Annotated in this window: 14 protein-coding genes; 7 read left to right on the plus strand and 7 right to left on the minus strand. The window is 69.4% G+C overall.

What is annotated here, in order from left to right:
- Window positions 1-49: 49 nt before the first annotated feature.
- Together ispF and ispD are read right to left on the minus strand one after the other, a co-directional pair.
- Window positions 50-526: a 2-C-methyl-D-erythritol 2,4-cyclodiphosphate synthase gene (gene ispF / locus L880_RS0129950; RefSeq protein ID WP_019573195.1), complete on the minus strand. Its 477-nt coding sequence runs from the start codon at window positions 524-526 to the stop codon at window positions 50-52.
- The gene (ispD, locus tag L880_RS0129955; RefSeq protein ID WP_084461751.1) at window positions 523-1,302 is read right to left on the minus strand and encodes a 2-C-methyl-D-erythritol 4-phosphate cytidylyltransferase; all 780 of its coding nucleotides are present in this window, start codon (window positions 1,300-1,302) and stop codon (window positions 523-525) included. The genes ispF and ispD overlap by 4 nt, the downstream gene beginning before the upstream one ends.
- A gap of 80 nt (window positions 1,303-1,382) precedes the next feature.
- Here ispD and mfd point away from each other — a divergent pair, with 80 nt between their 5' ends.
- The 4 genes from mfd to L880_RS0129975 all read left to right on the plus strand — a co-directional run bounded on the left by mfd (window position 1,383) and on the right by L880_RS0129975 (window position 7,627).
- On the plus strand, window positions 1,383-4,874 hold the full coding sequence (gene mfd, locus L880_RS0129960; RefSeq protein WP_027478732.1) for a transcription-repair coupling factor: 3,492 nt from the start codon (window positions 1,383-1,385) through the stop codon (window positions 4,872-4,874).
- A gap of 15 nt (window positions 4,875-4,889) precedes the next feature.
- Complete coding sequence (locus tag L880_RS0129965; protein ID WP_425389218.1) at window positions 4,890-5,531, plus strand: hypothetical protein; 642 nt, start codon at window positions 4,890-4,892, stop codon at window positions 5,529-5,531.
- 78 nt (window positions 5,532-5,609) lie between these two features.
- On the plus strand, window positions 5,610-6,326 hold the full coding sequence (serB, locus tag L880_RS0129970; protein ID WP_027478734.1) for a phosphoserine phosphatase SerB: 717 nt from the start codon (window positions 5,610-5,612) through the stop codon (window positions 6,324-6,326).
- Window positions 6,327-6,382: 56 nt separating this feature from the next.
- Window positions 6,383-7,627: an MFS transporter gene (locus tag L880_RS0129975; protein WP_027478735.1), complete on the plus strand. Its 1,245-nt coding sequence runs from the start codon at window positions 6,383-6,385 to the stop codon at window positions 7,625-7,627.
- 7 nt (window positions 7,628-7,634) lie between these two features.
- On the opposite strand, the gene trxC is transcribed toward L880_RS0129975, so the two are convergent.
- Together trxC and L880_RS33970 are read right to left on the minus strand one after the other, a co-directional pair.
- Entirely contained in the window at window positions 7,635-8,096 is a 462-nt protein-coding gene (trxC, locus tag L880_RS0129980) for a thioredoxin TrxC (protein ID WP_027478736.1), read from the minus strand.
- On the minus strand, window positions 8,093-8,461 hold the full coding sequence (locus tag L880_RS33970) for a hypothetical protein (RefSeq protein ID WP_051443682.1): 369 nt from the start codon (window positions 8,459-8,461) through the stop codon (window positions 8,093-8,095). The genes trxC and L880_RS33970 overlap by 4 nt, the downstream gene beginning before the upstream one ends.
- A 134-nt stretch (window positions 8,462-8,595) precedes the next feature.
- Here L880_RS33970 and L880_RS0129990 point away from each other — a divergent pair, with 134 nt between their 5' ends.
- On the plus strand, window positions 8,596-9,249 hold the full coding sequence (locus L880_RS0129990) for a hypothetical protein (protein ID WP_051443683.1): 654 nt from the start codon (window positions 8,596-8,598) through the stop codon (window positions 9,247-9,249).
- 53 nt (window positions 9,250-9,302) lie between these two features.
- On the opposite strand, the gene L880_RS34655 is transcribed toward L880_RS0129990, so the two are convergent.
- Complete coding sequence (locus tag L880_RS34655; RefSeq protein WP_051443684.1) at window positions 9,303-10,145, minus strand: helix-turn-helix transcriptional regulator; 843 nt, start codon at window positions 10,143-10,145, stop codon at window positions 9,303-9,305.
- A 168-nt stretch (window positions 10,146-10,313) separates the two neighbouring features.
- On the opposite strand from L880_RS34655, the gene L880_RS0130000 reads away from it, so the two are divergent.
- Entirely contained in the window at window positions 10,314-11,744 is a 1,431-nt protein-coding gene (locus tag L880_RS0130000) for an aldehyde dehydrogenase family protein (protein WP_027478739.1), read from the plus strand.
- 6 nt (window positions 11,745-11,750) lie between these two features.
- Here the strand turns inward: L880_RS0130000 and L880_RS0130005 are convergent, their stop codons facing one another.
- On the minus strand, window positions 11,751-12,752 hold the full coding sequence (locus L880_RS0130005; RefSeq protein WP_027478740.1) for an aldo/keto reductase: 1,002 nt from the start codon (window positions 12,750-12,752) through the stop codon (window positions 11,751-11,753).
- A 175-nt stretch (window positions 12,753-12,927) separates the two neighbouring features.
- Here L880_RS0130005 and L880_RS0130010 point away from each other — a divergent pair, with 175 nt between their 5' ends.
- The gene (locus L880_RS0130010; protein WP_027478741.1) at window positions 12,928-14,211 is read left to right on the plus strand and encodes a DEAD/DEAH box helicase; all 1,284 of its coding nucleotides are present in this window, start codon (window positions 12,928-12,930) and stop codon (window positions 14,209-14,211) included.
- Here the strand turns inward: L880_RS0130010 and L880_RS0130015 are convergent, their stop codons facing one another.
- On the minus strand, window positions 14,212-15,402 hold the full coding sequence (locus L880_RS0130015) for an aminotransferase-like domain-containing protein (RefSeq protein WP_027478742.1): 1,191 nt from the start codon (window positions 15,400-15,402) through the stop codon (window positions 14,212-14,214). It abuts the gene before it with no gap.
- Window positions 15,403-15,515 lie beyond the last annotated feature (113 nt).

Genomic DNA, 15,515 nt, shown 5'->3' on the forward strand with positions numbered 1-15,515 from the left:
TCCGGGGCATGATCCTGGGCTTGATCCAAGGCCCGACAAGAGCGCCAGCTCAGCCCAGCAACAGCACCACGGCCCGGGCTTCCATGCTCAGGCCCTGGCCCACCGGGCCCAGTTTCTCGGCCGTCTTGGCCTTCACGTTCACCTGCGACACCTCCAGGCCCAGCACGGCGGCAATGCGCTCGCACATGGCCGGGATGTGGGGCATCAGCTTGGGGGCCTGCGCAATCACGGTGCTGTCGATGTTGTTGATGCGCCAGCCCTGGGCCTGCACACGGCGTGCCGCCTCGGCCAGCAGCACCGTCGAATCAGCGCCCTTGAAACGCGCATCCGTGTCCGGAAAATGCCGGCCGATGTCGCCCAATCCAGCCGCGCCCAGCAAGGCATCGGTGATGGCGTGCAGCAGCACATCGGCGTCGGAGTGGCCCAGCAGCCCCAATGTGTGGGGCACCTCCACCCCGCCCAGAATCAGCTTGCGCCCGGGCACCAGCGCATGCACATCCCAGCCCTCGCCCACCCGCAGCTTCATGGCTTGGCCTCCAGCACGGCCTGGCGGGCCTGCAACACGGCCGCGGCCAGGGCAAAGTCATCGGGGTAGGTCACCTTGAAATTGACCCCGGCCGCCGGCACCAGCAGGGGCGAAAAGCCCAGCGCCTCGACCGCTGCGGCCTCATCGGTCACAGCCAGGCCGCTGGCACCCAGCGCCTGCTGCAACAGGCCCAGGCGGAACATCTGCGGCGTCTGCGCCAGCCATTTGTCCTGCCGGTCCAGCGTGGCGGCCACCCGGCCCGCAGCACCGCTTTTGAGCGTGTCCGCCAGCGGCTGGGCCAGCAGACCGCCCACCGGATCGTTCCAGCAGGCCTCGATCAGGGCCCGCACCTGGGCCGGGGTGATCAGGCAACGCGCAGCGTCATGCACCAGCACCCAGTCGTCGGCCACAGCGCCCAGGGTGCTGAGCACCCCCAGGCCGTTCAACACGCTCTCGGCGCGTGAAGCGCCCCCGCAATCGGCCACATGGCAGCCCTCGGCCAGGCCGGCCTGCTCCAGGGTGTTGTCGCCCGAGGCCACCACCACCAGCACGCCGGCCAGCCCGGGCGTGGCCGCAAACGCCGCCAGGGTGTGGGCCACCAGGGGCTGCCCGGCCAGCGGCTGGTATTGCTTGGGGCCGGCCGAACCGGCCCGCGAGCCCGAGCCCGCACAGGGGATGAGCACCCAGCAGCGGGGTGACGTCGGGGGCGAGGCTGGGGATGAGGCTGGGGGTGAGGCCAGGGATGAAGGGGGGTTTTGAGGTGTGAGATCGGTCATATCAGGTCGCCCATTCTAAAATCCCTGCCTACACACCCCCCGTCATTTGCCACGGGGGGTGTTTGCCATTGCTGGACGCCATGGAACTGCCCAAACTCTCGCCCGGAAAACGTTTCACCCTGCCCCGCCCCGTGGGCTCCGCCGATGCCTTGCTGCTGGCCCGCCTGGGTTTGCGCGAAAAAGCCGCCGGCCGCCCCACCGCCATCGTCACCGCCGACGCCAGCGATGCCCAGCGCCTGATCGACGAGATCGCCTTCTTTGCCCCCGGCCTGCGCTGCGCGCTGTTTCCCGACTGGGAAACCCTGCCTTACGATACCTTCTCGCCCCACCAGGACCTGATCTCCGAGCGCCTGGCCACGCTGTGGCGCATCCAGCAACGCGACAAGGACACCGGGGCCGACGTGGTCATCGTGCCGGCCACCACCGCGCTGTACCGGGTGGCACCGCCCTCGTTCCTGGCGGGCTACACCTTCCACTTCAAGGTCAAGCAAAAGCTCGACGAGGCCAAGCTCAAGAGCCAGCTCACCCTGGCCGGCTACAGCCACGTCACGCAGGTGGTCAGCCCAGGGGAGTACGCCGTGCGCGGCGGCCTGATCGACCTGTTCCCCATGGGCTCGGCCATGCCCTTCCGGGTGGACCTGTTCGATGACGAGATCGACTCCATCCGCACCTTCGACCCCGACAGCCAGCGCAGCCTCTACCCCGTGCCCGAGGTGCGCCTGCTGCCCGGGCGCGAGTTCCCCATGGACGACGCGGCCCGCGCCAAATTCCGCAGCCGCTGGCGCGAACTGCTGGAGGGCGACCCCACCAAGAGCCGCGTCTACAAGGACATGGGCAACGGCGTGGCCACGGCCGGCATCGAGTACTACCTGCCGCTGTTCTTCGACGACACGGCCACCGTGTTCGACTACCTGGGCACCGACGCCACCGTGGTGCTGCATGGCGACCTGGAACCCGCCTTCCAGCGCTTCTGGCAAGACACCAAAGACCGCTTCCGCCTGATCCAGGGCGACCCCGACCGGCCCGCCCTGCCGCCCGAGGCCCTGTTCCTGAGCACCGAGCAGTTCTATGGCCGCGCCAATGAACACGCCCAACTCTCCATCCGCCCTGAAAGCCCCGACAAGGCCGGTGTCAGCGACAGTGCCGACGTGCAGAGACTGGGCGACCTGTCGGTGCTGCGCGGCACCGAAGACCCGCTGGCCCGACTCAAGGCCCACCTGAGCAACCCGGGCACGCAACGCGTGCTGCTGCTGGCCGAGAGCGATGGCCGGCGTGAAAGCCTGCTCGACTTCCTGCGCGCCGGTGGCGTCAATCCGCCGGCCTTCGACTCGCTGGCCGAGTTCGAGGCTGAAACCACCGAGCCCCTGGGCATCGCCACCGCGGCCCTCACCGTGGGCTTTCGCTGGCTCGCCCCGGGCATCGACTTCGTCACCGAGACCGAGCTCTTCGCCGCCGGCGCCACCACCCGTCGGCGCAAAAAGCAAGAGCAGGTCAGCGACGTCGAAGCCCTGATCAAGGACCTGGCCGAGCTCAACGTGGGCGACCCCGTGGTGCACGCCCAGCACGGCATCGGGCGCTACCGCGGTCTGGTCAACATGGACCTGGGCCAGGGCAAGAACCCCGACGGCACGCCCGCCATGCAAGAATTCTTGCACCTGGAGTACGCCGACAAGGCCGTGCTCTACGTGCCCGTCAGCCAGTTGCAGCAGATCAGCCGCTACACCGGCGTGAGCGCCGACGAAGCCCCGCTGCACAAGCTGGGCAGCGGCCAATGGGACAAGGCCAAGCGCCGCGCCGCCGAACAGGTGCGCGATGCCGCCGCCGAACTGCTCAACATCTACGCCCGCCGCGCCGCCCGCGAAGGCCACGCCTTCCGCTACTCGCCGCAGGATTACGAGGTGTTCGCCAACGACTTCGGCTTTGAAGAGACCGCCGACCAGCGCGCCGCCATCCATGCCGTGGTCCAGGACATGATCAGCCCGCGCCCCATGGACCGCCTGGTCTGCGGCGACGTGGGCTTCGGCAAGACCGAGGTGGCCCTTCGCGCCGCCTTCGTGGCCGTCACCGGTGGGCGCCAGGTGGCCTTTCTGGCCCCCACCACCCTGCTGGCCGAACAGCACTACCAGACCCTGGTCGACCGCTTTGCCAAATGGCCCGTGAAGATCGCCGAGATGAGCCGCTTCCGCTCGGCCAAGGAGATCAGCGCCGCCGCCAAGGGCATTGCCGAAGGCACGGTCGACATCGTGGTGGGCACCCACAAGCTGCTCAGCGAAAGCGTCAAGTTCAAGAACCTGGGCCTGCTGATCATCGACGAGGAACACCGCTTTGGCGTGCGCCACAAAGAGGCCATGAAGGCCCTGCGCGCCGAGGTGGACGTGCTCACCCTCACCGCCACCCCCATCCCGCGCACCCTGGGCATGGCACTCGAAGGTCTGCGCGACCTCAGCGTGATCGCCACGGCGCCGCAACGCCGCCTGGCCATCAAGACCTTTGTGCGCAACGAGGGCACCGGCGTGATCCGCGAAGCCGTGCTGCGCGAGCTCAAGCGCGGCGGCCAGGTCTACTTTCTGCACAACGAGGTCGAGACCATCGAGAACCGGCGCCAGAAGCTCGAAGAGATCCTGCCCGAAGCCCGCATCGCCATCGCCCACGGCCAGATGCCCGAGCGCGAGCTCGAGCGCGTGATGCGCGACTTCGTGGCCCAGCGCTTCAACCTGCTGCTGTGCTCCACCATCATCGAGACCGGCATCGACGTGCCCAGCGCCAACACCATCGTGATGAGCCGCGCCGACAAGTTCGGCCTGGCCCAGCTGCACCAGCTGCGCGGCCGCGTGGGCCGCAGCCACCACCAGGCCTATGCCTACCTCATGGTGCCCGACATCGAGGGCCTGACCAAGCAGGCCGCCCAGCGCCTGGAGGCCATCCAGGCCATGGAAGAACTGGGCAGCGGCTTCTACCTGGCCATGCACGACCTCGAGATCCGCGGTGCTGGCGAGGTGCTGGGCGAAAACCAGAGCGGCAACATGCTCGAAGTGGGCTTCCAGCTCTACAACGAGATGCTCTCTGAAGCCGTGCGCAGCCTGAAGGCCGGCAAGGAGCCCGACCTGCTGGCCCCGCTGTCGGTCACCACCGACATCAACCTGCACGCCCCGGCCCTGCTGCCCGACGACTACTGCGGCGACGTGCACCTGCGCCTGTCGTTCTACAAGAAGCTGGCCACGGCCCGCACCCCCGACCAGATCGACACCCTGCTCGAAGAGATCGTCGACCGCTTCGGCAAGCTGCCCGCCCAGGCCCAGACCCTGATCGATGTGCACCGCCTGCGCGTGCTCAGCGCACCCTACGGCGTGGTCAAGGTCGATGCCGCCCCGGGCGTGATCACCATCACCTTCAAGCCCAGCCCGCCGATCGACCCGATGCGCATCATCGAGCTGATCCAGAAGCACCGCCACATCAAGCTCGCGGGCAACGAGAAGCTGCGCATCGAACGCGAGGTGAAAGACCCCAAGGACCGCGCCCAGGCCGTGCGCGACATCCTGCGCCAGCTGGGCCAACCCCTGGCCGTGGCCTGATCCACGGGGCCTGCCATGGAAACCGCCCTGCCCTGGCTGCTGGACCTGGAAGCCGGCCTGCTCGCCGCCGCCCTGCTGCTGGCCCTGTGGCTGCGGCCCTGGCGCCTGATGGCCGGCAGCGCCCTGCTGTCGCCAGTGCTGGGCTGCCTGGTGCTGCTGCCGGGCCTGTGGGCCCTGCCCTCGCTGCACGCCATGCCGCTGCAACTGCAGTGGTCGGGCGCCTGCCTGGCCCTGCTGATGCTGGGTTGGCCACTGGCGGTGCCGGTGCTCACCGCGGTGGCCATCCTGGCCGGCCTGCTGGCCAAGCTGCCCCCGGCCGCGGTGATCGACATGGCCTTCTGGCAAGGCGTTCTGCCCGCCACCCTGGCCCTGCTGCTGGGCGCGGCGATCCGGCGCTGGATCGGGGCCCACCTCTTCGTCTACACCCTGGGTCGGGCCTTTCTGGGCACGGTGCTGTGCAACTTCGCCGCCACCTTGCTGGGCCAGTGGCTGGGCCACGAGCTGCCCGGCGTCGGCAGCGACCTCTCGGTCATTGCCCACTGGCTCATGGCCTGGGCCGACGGCTTCATGACCGGCATGCTGACCGCCATCTTCGTGGCCTTCCGCCCGCAATGGCTGGCCACCTGGTCGGATGGGCTGTACCTCAAGCGCCCCTGAAGGGACAGCTGAGCCGCTGACCTGAGCAGGCAAAATCACCATCTATTTCGCAGAACACACCAACTCCGCATGGCACCCATGAGCACCCAAGAATTCGCCCCCGGCCTCGTGATCCAGGGCTTCACGCCCCCGTTTGACCTCAGCGCCTACAAGCTGATCGCCTTCGACATGGATTCCACCCTGATCAACATCGAGTGCGTGGACGAGATTGCCGACGCCGCCGGCCGCAAGGCCGAGGTGGCGGCCATCACCGAAGCTGCCATGCGCGGCGAGATCACCGACTACAAAGACAGCCTGCGCCAGCGCGTGGCCTTGCTCAAGGGCGTGACCGAGGCGCACATGCTGCAGGTGTACGAGCAGCGCCTGCAACTCAACCCCGGGGCCGCCGAGCTGGTGGCGGCCTGCAAGGCCGCCGGCCTCAAGGTGCTGCTGGTCAGCGGCGGCTTCACCTTCTTCACCGACCGCATCCGGGCCCGCCTGGGCATCGACTTTGCACGCTCCAACGTGCTGGAGGTGCAAGACGGCGTGCTGACCGGCCGCATGGTCGACCAGCCCTGGGGCGACATCTGCGACGGCGCCGAAAAGCGCCGCACCCTGCTGGAGGTGAGCACCCTGATGGGCATCCCCGCCAGCCAGACCATCGCCATGGGCGACGGCGCCAACGACCTGCCCATGATGGGCGTGGCCGGTCTGTCGGTGGCCTACCACGCCAAGCCGCGCGTGCGCGCCGAGGCCATGGTGGCCATCAACCAGGGCGGCCTGGACCGCCTGCTGGAGCTCAGCCGGCCGGCCTGAGCCCAGGCGCCACCGTCGCGACAGCGGCACCCGGGCCTTGCCAGCAGAATGCTGCGATGCCCGACGCAGTCTCACCCACCGCCCCCCAGCATCCGCCGGCCCGCCAGGCCTGGGTGATGCTGCTCGCCCTGTGCCTGGGCTTCACGCTCAGCCAGGCCTACCGTACCGTGGCCGCCATGATGGCGGCTCCGCTGCAGGCCGATTTCGGCCTCTCCAGCAGCCAGTTGGGCCTGTTTGCCGGGGCCTTCCATTTCGCCTTCGGGGCCTTGCAGATCCTCATGGGGGTGGGCATCGACCTGATCGGCATCCGCCGCACCCTGCTGTGGGCCATGCCGCTCACGGTCCTCGGGGCCGCCGTCTCGGCCTGGGCCCCGGGTCTGGCCGCGCTGCTGCTGGGGCAGGCCCTGATCGGGGTCGGCTGTGCTCCCGCCTTCCTGGTGTGCACGGTGTTCATCGCGCGGCGCTTTCCCATCGAACGCTTTGCCGCCATCTCGGGCCTGGTGATGGGCATCGGGGGCCTGGGCCTGCTGATCACCGGCACGCCCCTGGCCTGGCTGATCCAGGCCAGTTCCTGGCGCCTGGGCTTTGCAGCACTGGGCGTGGGCTCGGCCCTGGCCTGGGGGTGCACCTGGATCTGGGTGCGCGAAACCGCCAGCCCCGCCACAACGGGCAGCGCTGAATCACTGCCCCAGGCCCTGCGCGGGGCCATGCAACTGCTCACCCAGCCCCACACCTGGGGCATCCTGGCCCTGGCCTCGGTCACCTACGCCTCTTTCATCGCCCTGCGCGGCCTGTGGCTGGGCCCGATGCTGATCGAGCGCCATGGCTTCAGCCTGGTGCAGTCGGGCAACGTGGCGCTGGCGGTGTCGGTGGTGGGCTTGTTCGGGCCGCCGCTGTTCGGGCGCCTGCAATTCGCGGATGGCGCCCGGCGCAGGCGCTGGATCGTCGGCTTCAGCGCCACGTTGGCTTTGCTGTTCGGCCTGCTGGCGTGGTCGCCCCTGGCCTGGCTGACCGTGCTGGCCAGCCTGGTGATCGGCTTTGGCTGCGGCTTCATCATCCTGCAGTACGCCGATGTGCGCGCCTCTTACCCGGCCCGGCAGACCGGGCGGGCCCTGGCGGTCTACACCATGGCCATGTTCCTGGGCATCGCCTGGATGCAATGGCTGACCGGCCTGGTGGCCGCCTGGGCCCAGCAGCACCAGATCGAGACCTTCGTGGCCGTCAACAGCACGGTCATGGCCCTGCTGCTGATGGGCATGGCGGCCTTCAGGGGGCTGCCGGCCGCGCCAGCCGTGCGGTGAAGCCCGCTCAGCCGGGCAGGTTCTGGCGCGCCCAGCGCACGATGTCGGCGGCCCCCAGGGCGCCGGGCTGGCGGGCCACCTCGCGACCGCCCACGAACAGGGCCAGGGTCGGGATGCTGCGGATCTGAAAGCGCTGGCCCAGGGCCGGCACGGCCTCGGTGTTGACCTTGGCCAGGCGGAAATGTGGCTCCAGCTGCTGCGCCGCCTGCTCGAAGGCGGGCGCCATCATGCGGCAGGGGCCACACCAGGGCGCCCAGAAATCGACCAGCACCGGCACCTGGCTGCGCCCGATGTGGCGCTCGAACAAGGCCACATCGTCCAGCGCCAGCGAGTGGCCGCTGAACAAGGGCTGCTTGCACTGCCCGCAGTCGGGGGCCTGCCCCATCTGGGCCTGCTGCACCCGGTTGGTGGTGTGGCAATGCGGGCAGACCACGTGCAGCGACGTGGCCGCTGTCGCGCTGGCATTCATGCCGGGGCCCCGGGCTCGCGGCTGGCAGCGGGCCGGCTGACCTGGCCCGGGCTGCCCAGGCGGCCCAGCAGTTGGCGCGTGGCCACCTCGGCCTCGACCGCCTGGGCCAGCGGGGCGCGGCACAGGCCGGCTTCGCCGTAGTGCAGGTTTTCGTACAGCAGCGTCAGGGCCGGGCTTTTGCGCAGCAGGGCCTGCAGGCCCTCCTGGGTTTCGGCGCGGTCGCTGAGGTCGTGCAGCATCTGCGTGGCGCGCTGGGCCAGCAGCCTGTACTGCAGCGGGTCAGCAGCCTTGGGGGACGTGTCGAGCCGGTCCAGCATTTGTGCCAGGACGGCCAGCGGAGTGAAGTCGGTTCGGAGGGTGTTCATGGTCCTGCAATTGGGGATGGGCCGGCGCTTTGCAAGAGGGCCAAGGCAGCACGCGCGCGCCCCAGCAAAACCCTGCTTCTGACCCAGCTGGCGCGCGCCCCTAAACTGCGTTGACCACCGTCGCCAGGAAAGCCATGCACAAGCCCACGCCCTCGCCACTCGCACACCCTGCCTCCGTACAACGGCGGCAGCTTCTTTGGGGGCTGGCCGCCTGGCCAGTCCTGGCACAGCATGCGCTGGCCCAGACGCCCCCTGCCGAAGTGCGGCGCCTGCGCGGCACCTTGCAGAAGGTGACACCAGACCACATCACCCTGCTGACCCGCGAGGGCGACACCGTGACGCTGACGCTGGGCGCACAGCTCACCGTGGCCGAGGTCTACCCCATCACCCTGGCCGAGGTGCAGGCCGGCAGCTTCATCGGCACCGCGGCCCTGCCCCAGGCCGACGGCAGCCTCCAGGCCATTGCCCTCACCGTGTTCCCAGAATCCGCCCGCGGGCTGGGTGAGGGCCACCGCCCCTTCGACCTGCAGGCCGACAGCACCATGACCAATGCCACCGTGGCCGATGTGGTGAGCGCGCCCGCCGGGCGCACCCTGCAACTGCGCTATGCGGGCGGGCAGAAAACCCTGCAGGTGCCTGCGGGCACGCCGGTGGTCACGTTCAAGCCCGCCGACCGCAGCCTGCTGGTGCCCGGGGCCAGCGTCTCCTTGAGTGCCCAGGTGGTGGCGGGCGAACCCACCGCCACCCGCATCAACGCCGGGCGCAACGGGTTCAAGCTGCCCTATTGATCCAGGGCCTGTTCTAACCCTGATTTCACCGGCGAAATCAGGGTTGACAGGCCCTAGCCCGCCGGGGTGTTGAGCAGGCGCACCAGGCGCGCCGTCGAGGCCACCCCGACCTTGCCGCGGATGCTGCGCAGCTGGTGATCGATGGTGGACAGCGAGCGCCCCAGGCGCCGCGCCACTTCTTTGTAGCTCAGGCCCATGGCCACCAGCTCGGCCACCCGGCGCTCGGCTGGCGTCAGCTGGGCCAGCACGGGGTGAGGGGGGGCAGACGCAGAACCGGATGGCGCCTCGGCGGCCTCAGTGGCCTCAGTGGCCAGCGCCAGCAAGGGCCCGATCACCTTGCCCGCCAGGTCAGGCAGCTCGTTGCAGACCTCGCCCGGCCACGGCGGCGACTCGTGCTGCCAGTCGGCACAGATCAGGCCCACCGGCCCGGCAGCGCGCAAGGGCAGCGCCATCTTGGCCGCAGCGCCCGAGCGCAGCAGGCGCTCACGCAAGGGTTCGGCCATGCTGCGCTCACGGGCCACACTGGGCACGGCCAGCCCGATGCGGCGCTGCCACACCTCGCGCACCCCTTGCTCGCCAGCGCCAAAGCGCTGGCCCAGCATCGAGGCCATCTCGCGGCCGGGGCGCCGGGTCTCGGCCAGCACCACGTAGTCGCGCGGGCCCTGGCCCGGTGCCCCGGCCAGCGCATAGCCGCCCAGGCCGGCATCCACCCGGTCGGCACGCAGGGTGTCGAGCATCCAGTCGGTGGTGAGGCGCCAGCAGGCGGCCGGGTCGTCGAGGTACAGCAGCAATTGAGCCGCCAGTTCACGCGCCGGACGCCAGCGCAGGGCCTGCGGGCCTTCCAGCAATTTCTGGCGCCAGTGGCGTTGCTCGTTCATGAGCAGCAAATCGGTCATGGCCGCCAATCTAAAGGGGCTCATCGGCTTGGCAATTGGGGTCATCCCGCAGGCCGAACGGCGGCCGCCCTCCAGGGGTTAACCCTGGTGCGAACCTTCGCGATGCCAAAGCGAACCCCTTTGCCGATACTGAGGACCGCTCTTCCCCTTCACGACGCAGCCCTCCTCATGACCACCTACCCCAACATCGTCGCCGGCCAGCCTGTGCTGTCGGCCACCACTTTCGAATCGCGCAACCCGGCCACCGGCGAGCTGCTGGGTCGGGTGCCGCAGAGCAGCCCCGAGCAGGTGGCCCAGGCCGTGGCCGCGGCCCAGGCAGCCCAGCCCGCCTGGGCGGCACTGCCCGATGCTGAGCGCCAGGCCGCCCTGAACCGCGTGGCCGACATCCTGCACGCCGAGCAGGAGCACCTGGCCGGGTGGATCACCCGCGAACAAGGCAAGCCGCTGGGCGGCGTGGGCCCCGACCAGGTGCCCGGCGCCCGCTTCGAGGCCTATGCCTGCGAGGTCTGGACCCGTGTGCCCGCCAGCCTGGCGCTGCCGGTCGAGGTGGCCTTTGAAGACGACACCCGCCGCGACGAGGTGCACCGCCAGCCCTACGGCGTGGTGGCAGCCATCGCGCCCTGGAACTGGCCGCTGATGATCGCCATCTGGCAGATCATCCCGGCCCTGCGCGCCGGCAACACGGTGGTGATCAAGCCCTCCGAGCACACCTCCATCGGCACCCTGGAGATGGTGCGCCTGATCAGCGCCGCCCTGCCCCCGGGCGTGCTCAACACCGTCACCGGCGCAGGCGAGGTGGGCGCAAGCCTGATCGCCCAGCCCGCGGTGCGCAAGATTTTGTTCACCGGCTCCACCGCCACGGGCCGGCGCATCGCCGCCCTGGCCGGCGAGCGCCTCAGCGCCTGCACCCTGGAGCTGGGCGGCAACGACGCCGCCATCGTGCTGCCCGATGCCGACCCGGCCGCGATCGCCATGGGCCTGTTCTGGGGCGCCTTCCTCAACATGGGCCAGACCTGTGCCGCCATCAAGCGTCTGTATGTGCCCGACGCCCTGCACGATGCGGTGGTCGCTGCCCTGCAGGCCCTGGCCCAGGCCATGCCCATGGGCGACGGCCTGCAGCCCGGCATCGCCATGGGCCCGGTCCAGAACCGCATGCAGTTCGACAAGGTGGTGTCGCTGGTGGAGGGCGCCAAGGCCGGCGGCGCCCGCATCGTGTGTGGTGGCGAGGCCCCGGGCGGGCCGGGGTATTTCTACCCCATCACCCTGGTCACCGACATCGACGACGGCGCCCCGCTGGTGGACCAGGAGCAGTTCGGCCCGGTGCTGCCCATCGTGCGCTACCGCGACCTGGACGACGCCGTGGCGCGCGCCAACCGGCTCGACGTGGGCCTGGGGGCCTCGGTCTGGGGCCGCGATGCCGATCAGGCCCGGGCCGTGGCCCTGCGCCTGCAGGCCGGCACGGTGTGGATCAACCAGCACGGCGCCGTCCACCCCATGGTGCCGTTCGGGGGCCTCAAGGGCTCAGGCCTGGGGGTGGAATTCGGCCTGGAAGGCCTCAAGAGCGTGACCCAGACCCGGGTCATCAGCGTGAAGAAGTGAAAAAACTCAGCACACCCGCCCCGTGAGCGGGTAGGCCGGGTCGGTGTAGCCCGGGGTGGAGGGGTGACCGGGCGCCACCAGCGCATCGACCAAGGCCTCGTCCTCGGAGGTGATCACCACGTCGAGCGCGGGGCGGTAGTCCTGCCACTGCTTCAGGGTGCGCGGGCCCGCGATCACCGAGCTGATGCTGCGGTTGGCCAGCACCCAGGCGGTGGCGAACTGCGCCAGGGTGCAGCCCTTGGCCTCGGCATGGGCCTTCAGTTGTTGGGCGATCACCAGCGACTCTTCCCGGAACTCGGTCTCGGCGATGCGCTTGTCGCCCCGGGCCACGCGGCTGCCTTCGGCCGGCGGCTGGCCCGGCAGGTATTTGCCGGTCAGCACCCCGCGGGCAATCGGGCTGTAGGGCGTGACGCCGATGCCGTAATGCGCACAGGCCGGCAGGATCTCGACCTCGGGCATGCGGTTGAGCAGGTTGTAATAAGGCTGGCACACCACCGGGCCCGGCATGCCCACCTGCTGGGCCAGGCGCACCAGCTCGGCAATGCGCCAGCCGCGGAAGTTCGACACCCCCCAGTAGCGGATCTTGCCCTGGCGCAGCAACTGGTCCAGGGCACGCACGGCCTCTTCCAGGTCCGCGTCCGGAAAATCACGGTGCAGGTACAGGATGTCGACATGGTCGGTCTGCAGGCGCTGCAGGCTGGCCTCGGTCTCGCGCAACATCCAGCTGCGCGAGTAGTGGCTCTCGTTCACGCGGCCCGACATCTTGTTGCCCAGCTTGGTGGCCAGCACCCAATCGTGGCGCTGGCCCTTGAGCAGCTGGCCCACCAGGGTTTCCGAGGCTCCCTGGGTGTACACGTCGGCGGTGTCGATGTAGTTCACGCCCTGCTCGCGGGCATCGGCCACGATGGCCGCGGCCTCGGCCGCATCGGTCTGGTCGCCGAACATCATGGTGCCCAGGCACAGGGCGGAAACTTGCAGATTGCTCTTGCCGAGCGGGCGGTATTGCATGGCAGACTCCTGTGGATGAAAGCGGCCTGGCACACCCTCTTCGATGGGCAGCGCCGCCGACAGCGGCCATACTATGCCCCCAAGGCCACACCGGGCCTGATCGGGCCAGGACAAAACCCTGGTTTCCCATGACTTATTCCAGGTGCCCCCCAGCAGGGGCGGGCGCCCCCATGACATGCCCTTTTCCTCTCTAGGCCTTACCCCCGAACTGGTCCACGCCGCCAGCACCCAAGGCTTCAACGCGCCCACGCCGATCCAGGCCGAAGCCATTCCGGCCATCCTGCGCGGCGCCGACCTGCAAGGCCAGGCCCAGACCGGCTCGGGCAAGACAGCAGCCTACGCCCTGCCCCTGCTGCAGCGCCTGCACGGCCACAGCCCCAGCCGGGGCCGGCGCGTGCGCGCCCTGGTGCTGGTGCCCACGCGCGAACTGGCGGCCCAGGTGGGCGAGGTGCTGCGCAGCCTGGGCAGTGCCCTGCAAGACCCGCCCAAGGTGGCCGTGGTGTTCGGCGGGGTCTCGATCAACCCGCAGATGATGCGGCTGCGCGGCGGCGCCGATGTGCTGGTGGCCACGCCGGGCCGGCTGCTCGATCTGGTGGCGCACAACGCCATCCAGCTCGGACAGATCGAGGTGCTGGTGCTGGACGAGGCCGACCGCCTGCTCGACCTGGGCTTTGCCGAAGAGCTGCAGCGTGTGCTGGCCGAGCTGCCGGCCCAGCGGCAGAACCTGTTCTTCTCGGCCACCTTTGCGCCGGCGGTGCAGCAATTGGCCGACGGCCTGCTGAAAGAACCCGTGCGCATCGCCGTGGCCGCCACCGAGGCCAATGAGCCCGCCATCACCCAGCGGGTGATCCAGGTCGACGCCAGCCGCCGCACCGAGCTGCTGCGCCACCTCATCAAAACCCAGGGCTGGGACCGGGTGCTGGTGTTTGTCGCCACCCAGTACGCCTGCCAGCTGGTGGCCGGCAAGCTCTACAAGAACGGCATCTACGCCACGGTGTTCCATGGCGGCCTGAGCCAGGGCGCCCGCACCCAGGTGCTGCAAGAGTTCAAGGACGAGCGCTGGGACGTGGTGGTCACCACCGACCTGGCGGCCCGCGGCATCGACATCATGCAGCTGCCGGTGGTGGTCAACTACGACCTGCCGCGCTCGGCCACCGACTACGTGCACCGCATCGGCCGCACGGCCCGCGCCGGCGAGGCCGGCACCGCGGTGAGCTTTGTCAGCGCCGACACCGAGGCCCACTTTGCCCTGATCGAAAAGCGCCAGCGCCTGAGCCTGCCGCGCGAACAGATCGAAGGCTTTGAGCCCCGGGATGTGGCCGCTCCGCCACCACCCGACCTCGCGCCTGTGCCCGGCACCGGCGGCGTCAAGGGCAAGCGCCCGAGCAAGAAAGACAAGCTGCGCGCGGCCGCAGCCGCCGCCCAGGGCCAGGGCCAGGGCGGCGATCCAAAAGCCTGATCAGAGCGCCTGGGCCAGGCGCGCCACGCCCTCTTCGATCTTGGCCACATCGGCGGTGGCAAAGCTCAGGCGCAGGGTGGCGTGGTCGGGGTTGGCGCAGAAGAACGGCGCCCCCGGCACAAAAGCCACCCCCTTCTCGATGGCACGTTTGGCCAGCACATTGCCGTCGCCCACCTTGCCACCGGCACCCGTCAGGCGGGCCCAGATGAACAAGCCGCCCTGCGGCTGGGTGAACTCGATGGCATCGCCCAGCTCGCGGCGCAGCGCCTGGCCCATGGCCTGGGCGCGTTCGGCATACACCGCGCGCACCTTGGCCAGCGTGGCCGGCATGCGGCCGGCCTTCAGGTACTGGGCAGCCGTGGCCTGGGCAAAGGTGCTGGTGTGCGCGTCGCTGAACTGCTTGCACATGGTGGCCTTGGCCAGCAGCTCGGCCGGCGCGATCATCCAGCCCACACGCAGGCCGGGCGACAGCACCTTGCTCAGCGAGCCGCAGTGCACCAGCAGCTCGCGGCTGCCCGGCACGCTGGCGCTCAGGTTCAGCAGGCTGGGGGGCGGGGCAGCGCCGAAATACAGGTCGCCATAGGGGTCGTCCTCGATCACCAGGGTCTGGTACTTGACGGCCAGCTCCAGCACCTTCTTGCGCCGCTCCAGGTTCAGCGTGGCGCCGCTGGGGTTGCCGAAGGTGGGAATCAGGTAGATGAACTTGGGGCGGTGCTCGGCGATCAGGGCTTCGAGCTCGTCCACCTTCACGCCCTCGCCGTCAATCGGGGCGCTGACCAGCTCGGCGCCATACAGGCGGAAGCACTGGATGGTGGCCAGAAAGGTCGGGCCTTCGACAAACACCTTGTCGCCGGGGCTGATCAAGGCCTTGCCCAGCAGGTCCAGCGCCTGCTGGCTGCCGGTGGTGACGATCAGGTTCTCGGGGGCCACATCGCTGGCGCCTTTGTCGGTCATAAAGCGGGCCAGTTGCTCACGCAAGGGGTTGTAGCCCTCGGTGGCACCGTACTGCAGGGCGCCGCCGGCCTCTTCGGTCAGCGCGGTGTTGACGGCCTCACGGATGCCGTCGACATCGAACATGGCGCTGTCGGGAAAGCCCCCGGCAAAGCTGATGATGCCGGGCTTGCCCAGCAGCTTGAACAGTTCACGGATGGCAGAGGTTTCGACGTTGTCGAGGCGGTCGGCAAATTGCAATGGCATGGTGCATCTCACTTTCGGATTCGCATTGTCGCCAATTCGCGGCCGCTCGCCGGACAAGTGGGCACGCTGCTACGCACACGGCCCCTGCATGAGGCTGATGAATGGTG

It is taken from the genome of Curvibacter gracilis ATCC BAA-807 (genome assembly GCF_000518645.1).
In the GTDB taxonomy this organism is placed as follows: Bacteria; Pseudomonadota; Gammaproteobacteria; order Burkholderiales; family Burkholderiaceae_C; genus Curvibacter; species Curvibacter gracilis.

What these genes read in the sequence shown, in the direction of transcription:
- ispF (WP_019573195.1), bottom strand. Translation starts at nt 526, where the DNA reads ATGAAGCTGCGGGTGGGCGAGGGCTGGGATGTGCATGCGCTGGTGCCC.
- ispD (WP_084461751.1), bottom strand. Translation starts at nt 1,302, where the DNA reads ATGACCGATCTCACACCTCAAAACCCCCCTTCATCCCTGGCCTCACCC.
- mfd (WP_027478732.1), top strand. Translation starts at nt 1,383, where the DNA reads ATGGAACTGCCCAAACTCTCGCCCGGAAAACGTTTCACCCTGCCCCGC.
- L880_RS0129965 (WP_425389218.1), top strand. Translation starts at nt 4,890, where the DNA reads ATGGAAACCGCCCTGCCCTGGCTGCTGGACCTGGAAGCCGGCCTGCTC.
- serB (WP_027478734.1), top strand. Translation starts at nt 5,610, where the DNA reads ATGAGCACCCAAGAATTCGCCCCCGGCCTCGTGATCCAGGGCTTCACG.
- L880_RS0129975 (WP_027478735.1), top strand. Translation starts at nt 6,383, where the DNA reads ATGCCCGACGCAGTCTCACCCACCGCCCCCCAGCATCCGCCGGCCCGC.
- trxC (WP_027478736.1), bottom strand. Translation starts at nt 8,096, where the DNA reads ATGAATGCCAGCGCGACAGCGGCCACGTCGCTGCACGTGGTCTGCCCG.
- L880_RS33970 (WP_051443682.1), bottom strand. Translation starts at nt 8,461, where the DNA reads ATGAACACCCTCCGAACCGACTTCACTCCGCTGGCCGTCCTGGCACAA.
- L880_RS0129990 (WP_051443683.1), top strand. Translation starts at nt 8,596, where the DNA reads ATGCACAAGCCCACGCCCTCGCCACTCGCACACCCTGCCTCCGTACAA.
- L880_RS34655 (WP_051443684.1), bottom strand. Translation starts at nt 10,145, where the DNA reads ATGACCGATTTGCTGCTCATGAACGAGCAACGCCACTGGCGCCAGAAA.
- L880_RS0130000 (WP_027478739.1), top strand. Translation starts at nt 10,314, where the DNA reads ATGACCACCTACCCCAACATCGTCGCCGGCCAGCCTGTGCTGTCGGCC.
- L880_RS0130005 (WP_027478740.1), bottom strand. Translation starts at nt 12,752, where the DNA reads ATGCAATACCGCCCGCTCGGCAAGAGCAATCTGCAAGTTTCCGCCCTG.
- L880_RS0130010 (WP_027478741.1), top strand. Translation starts at nt 12,928, where the DNA reads ATGCCCTTTTCCTCTCTAGGCCTTACCCCCGAACTGGTCCACGCCGCC.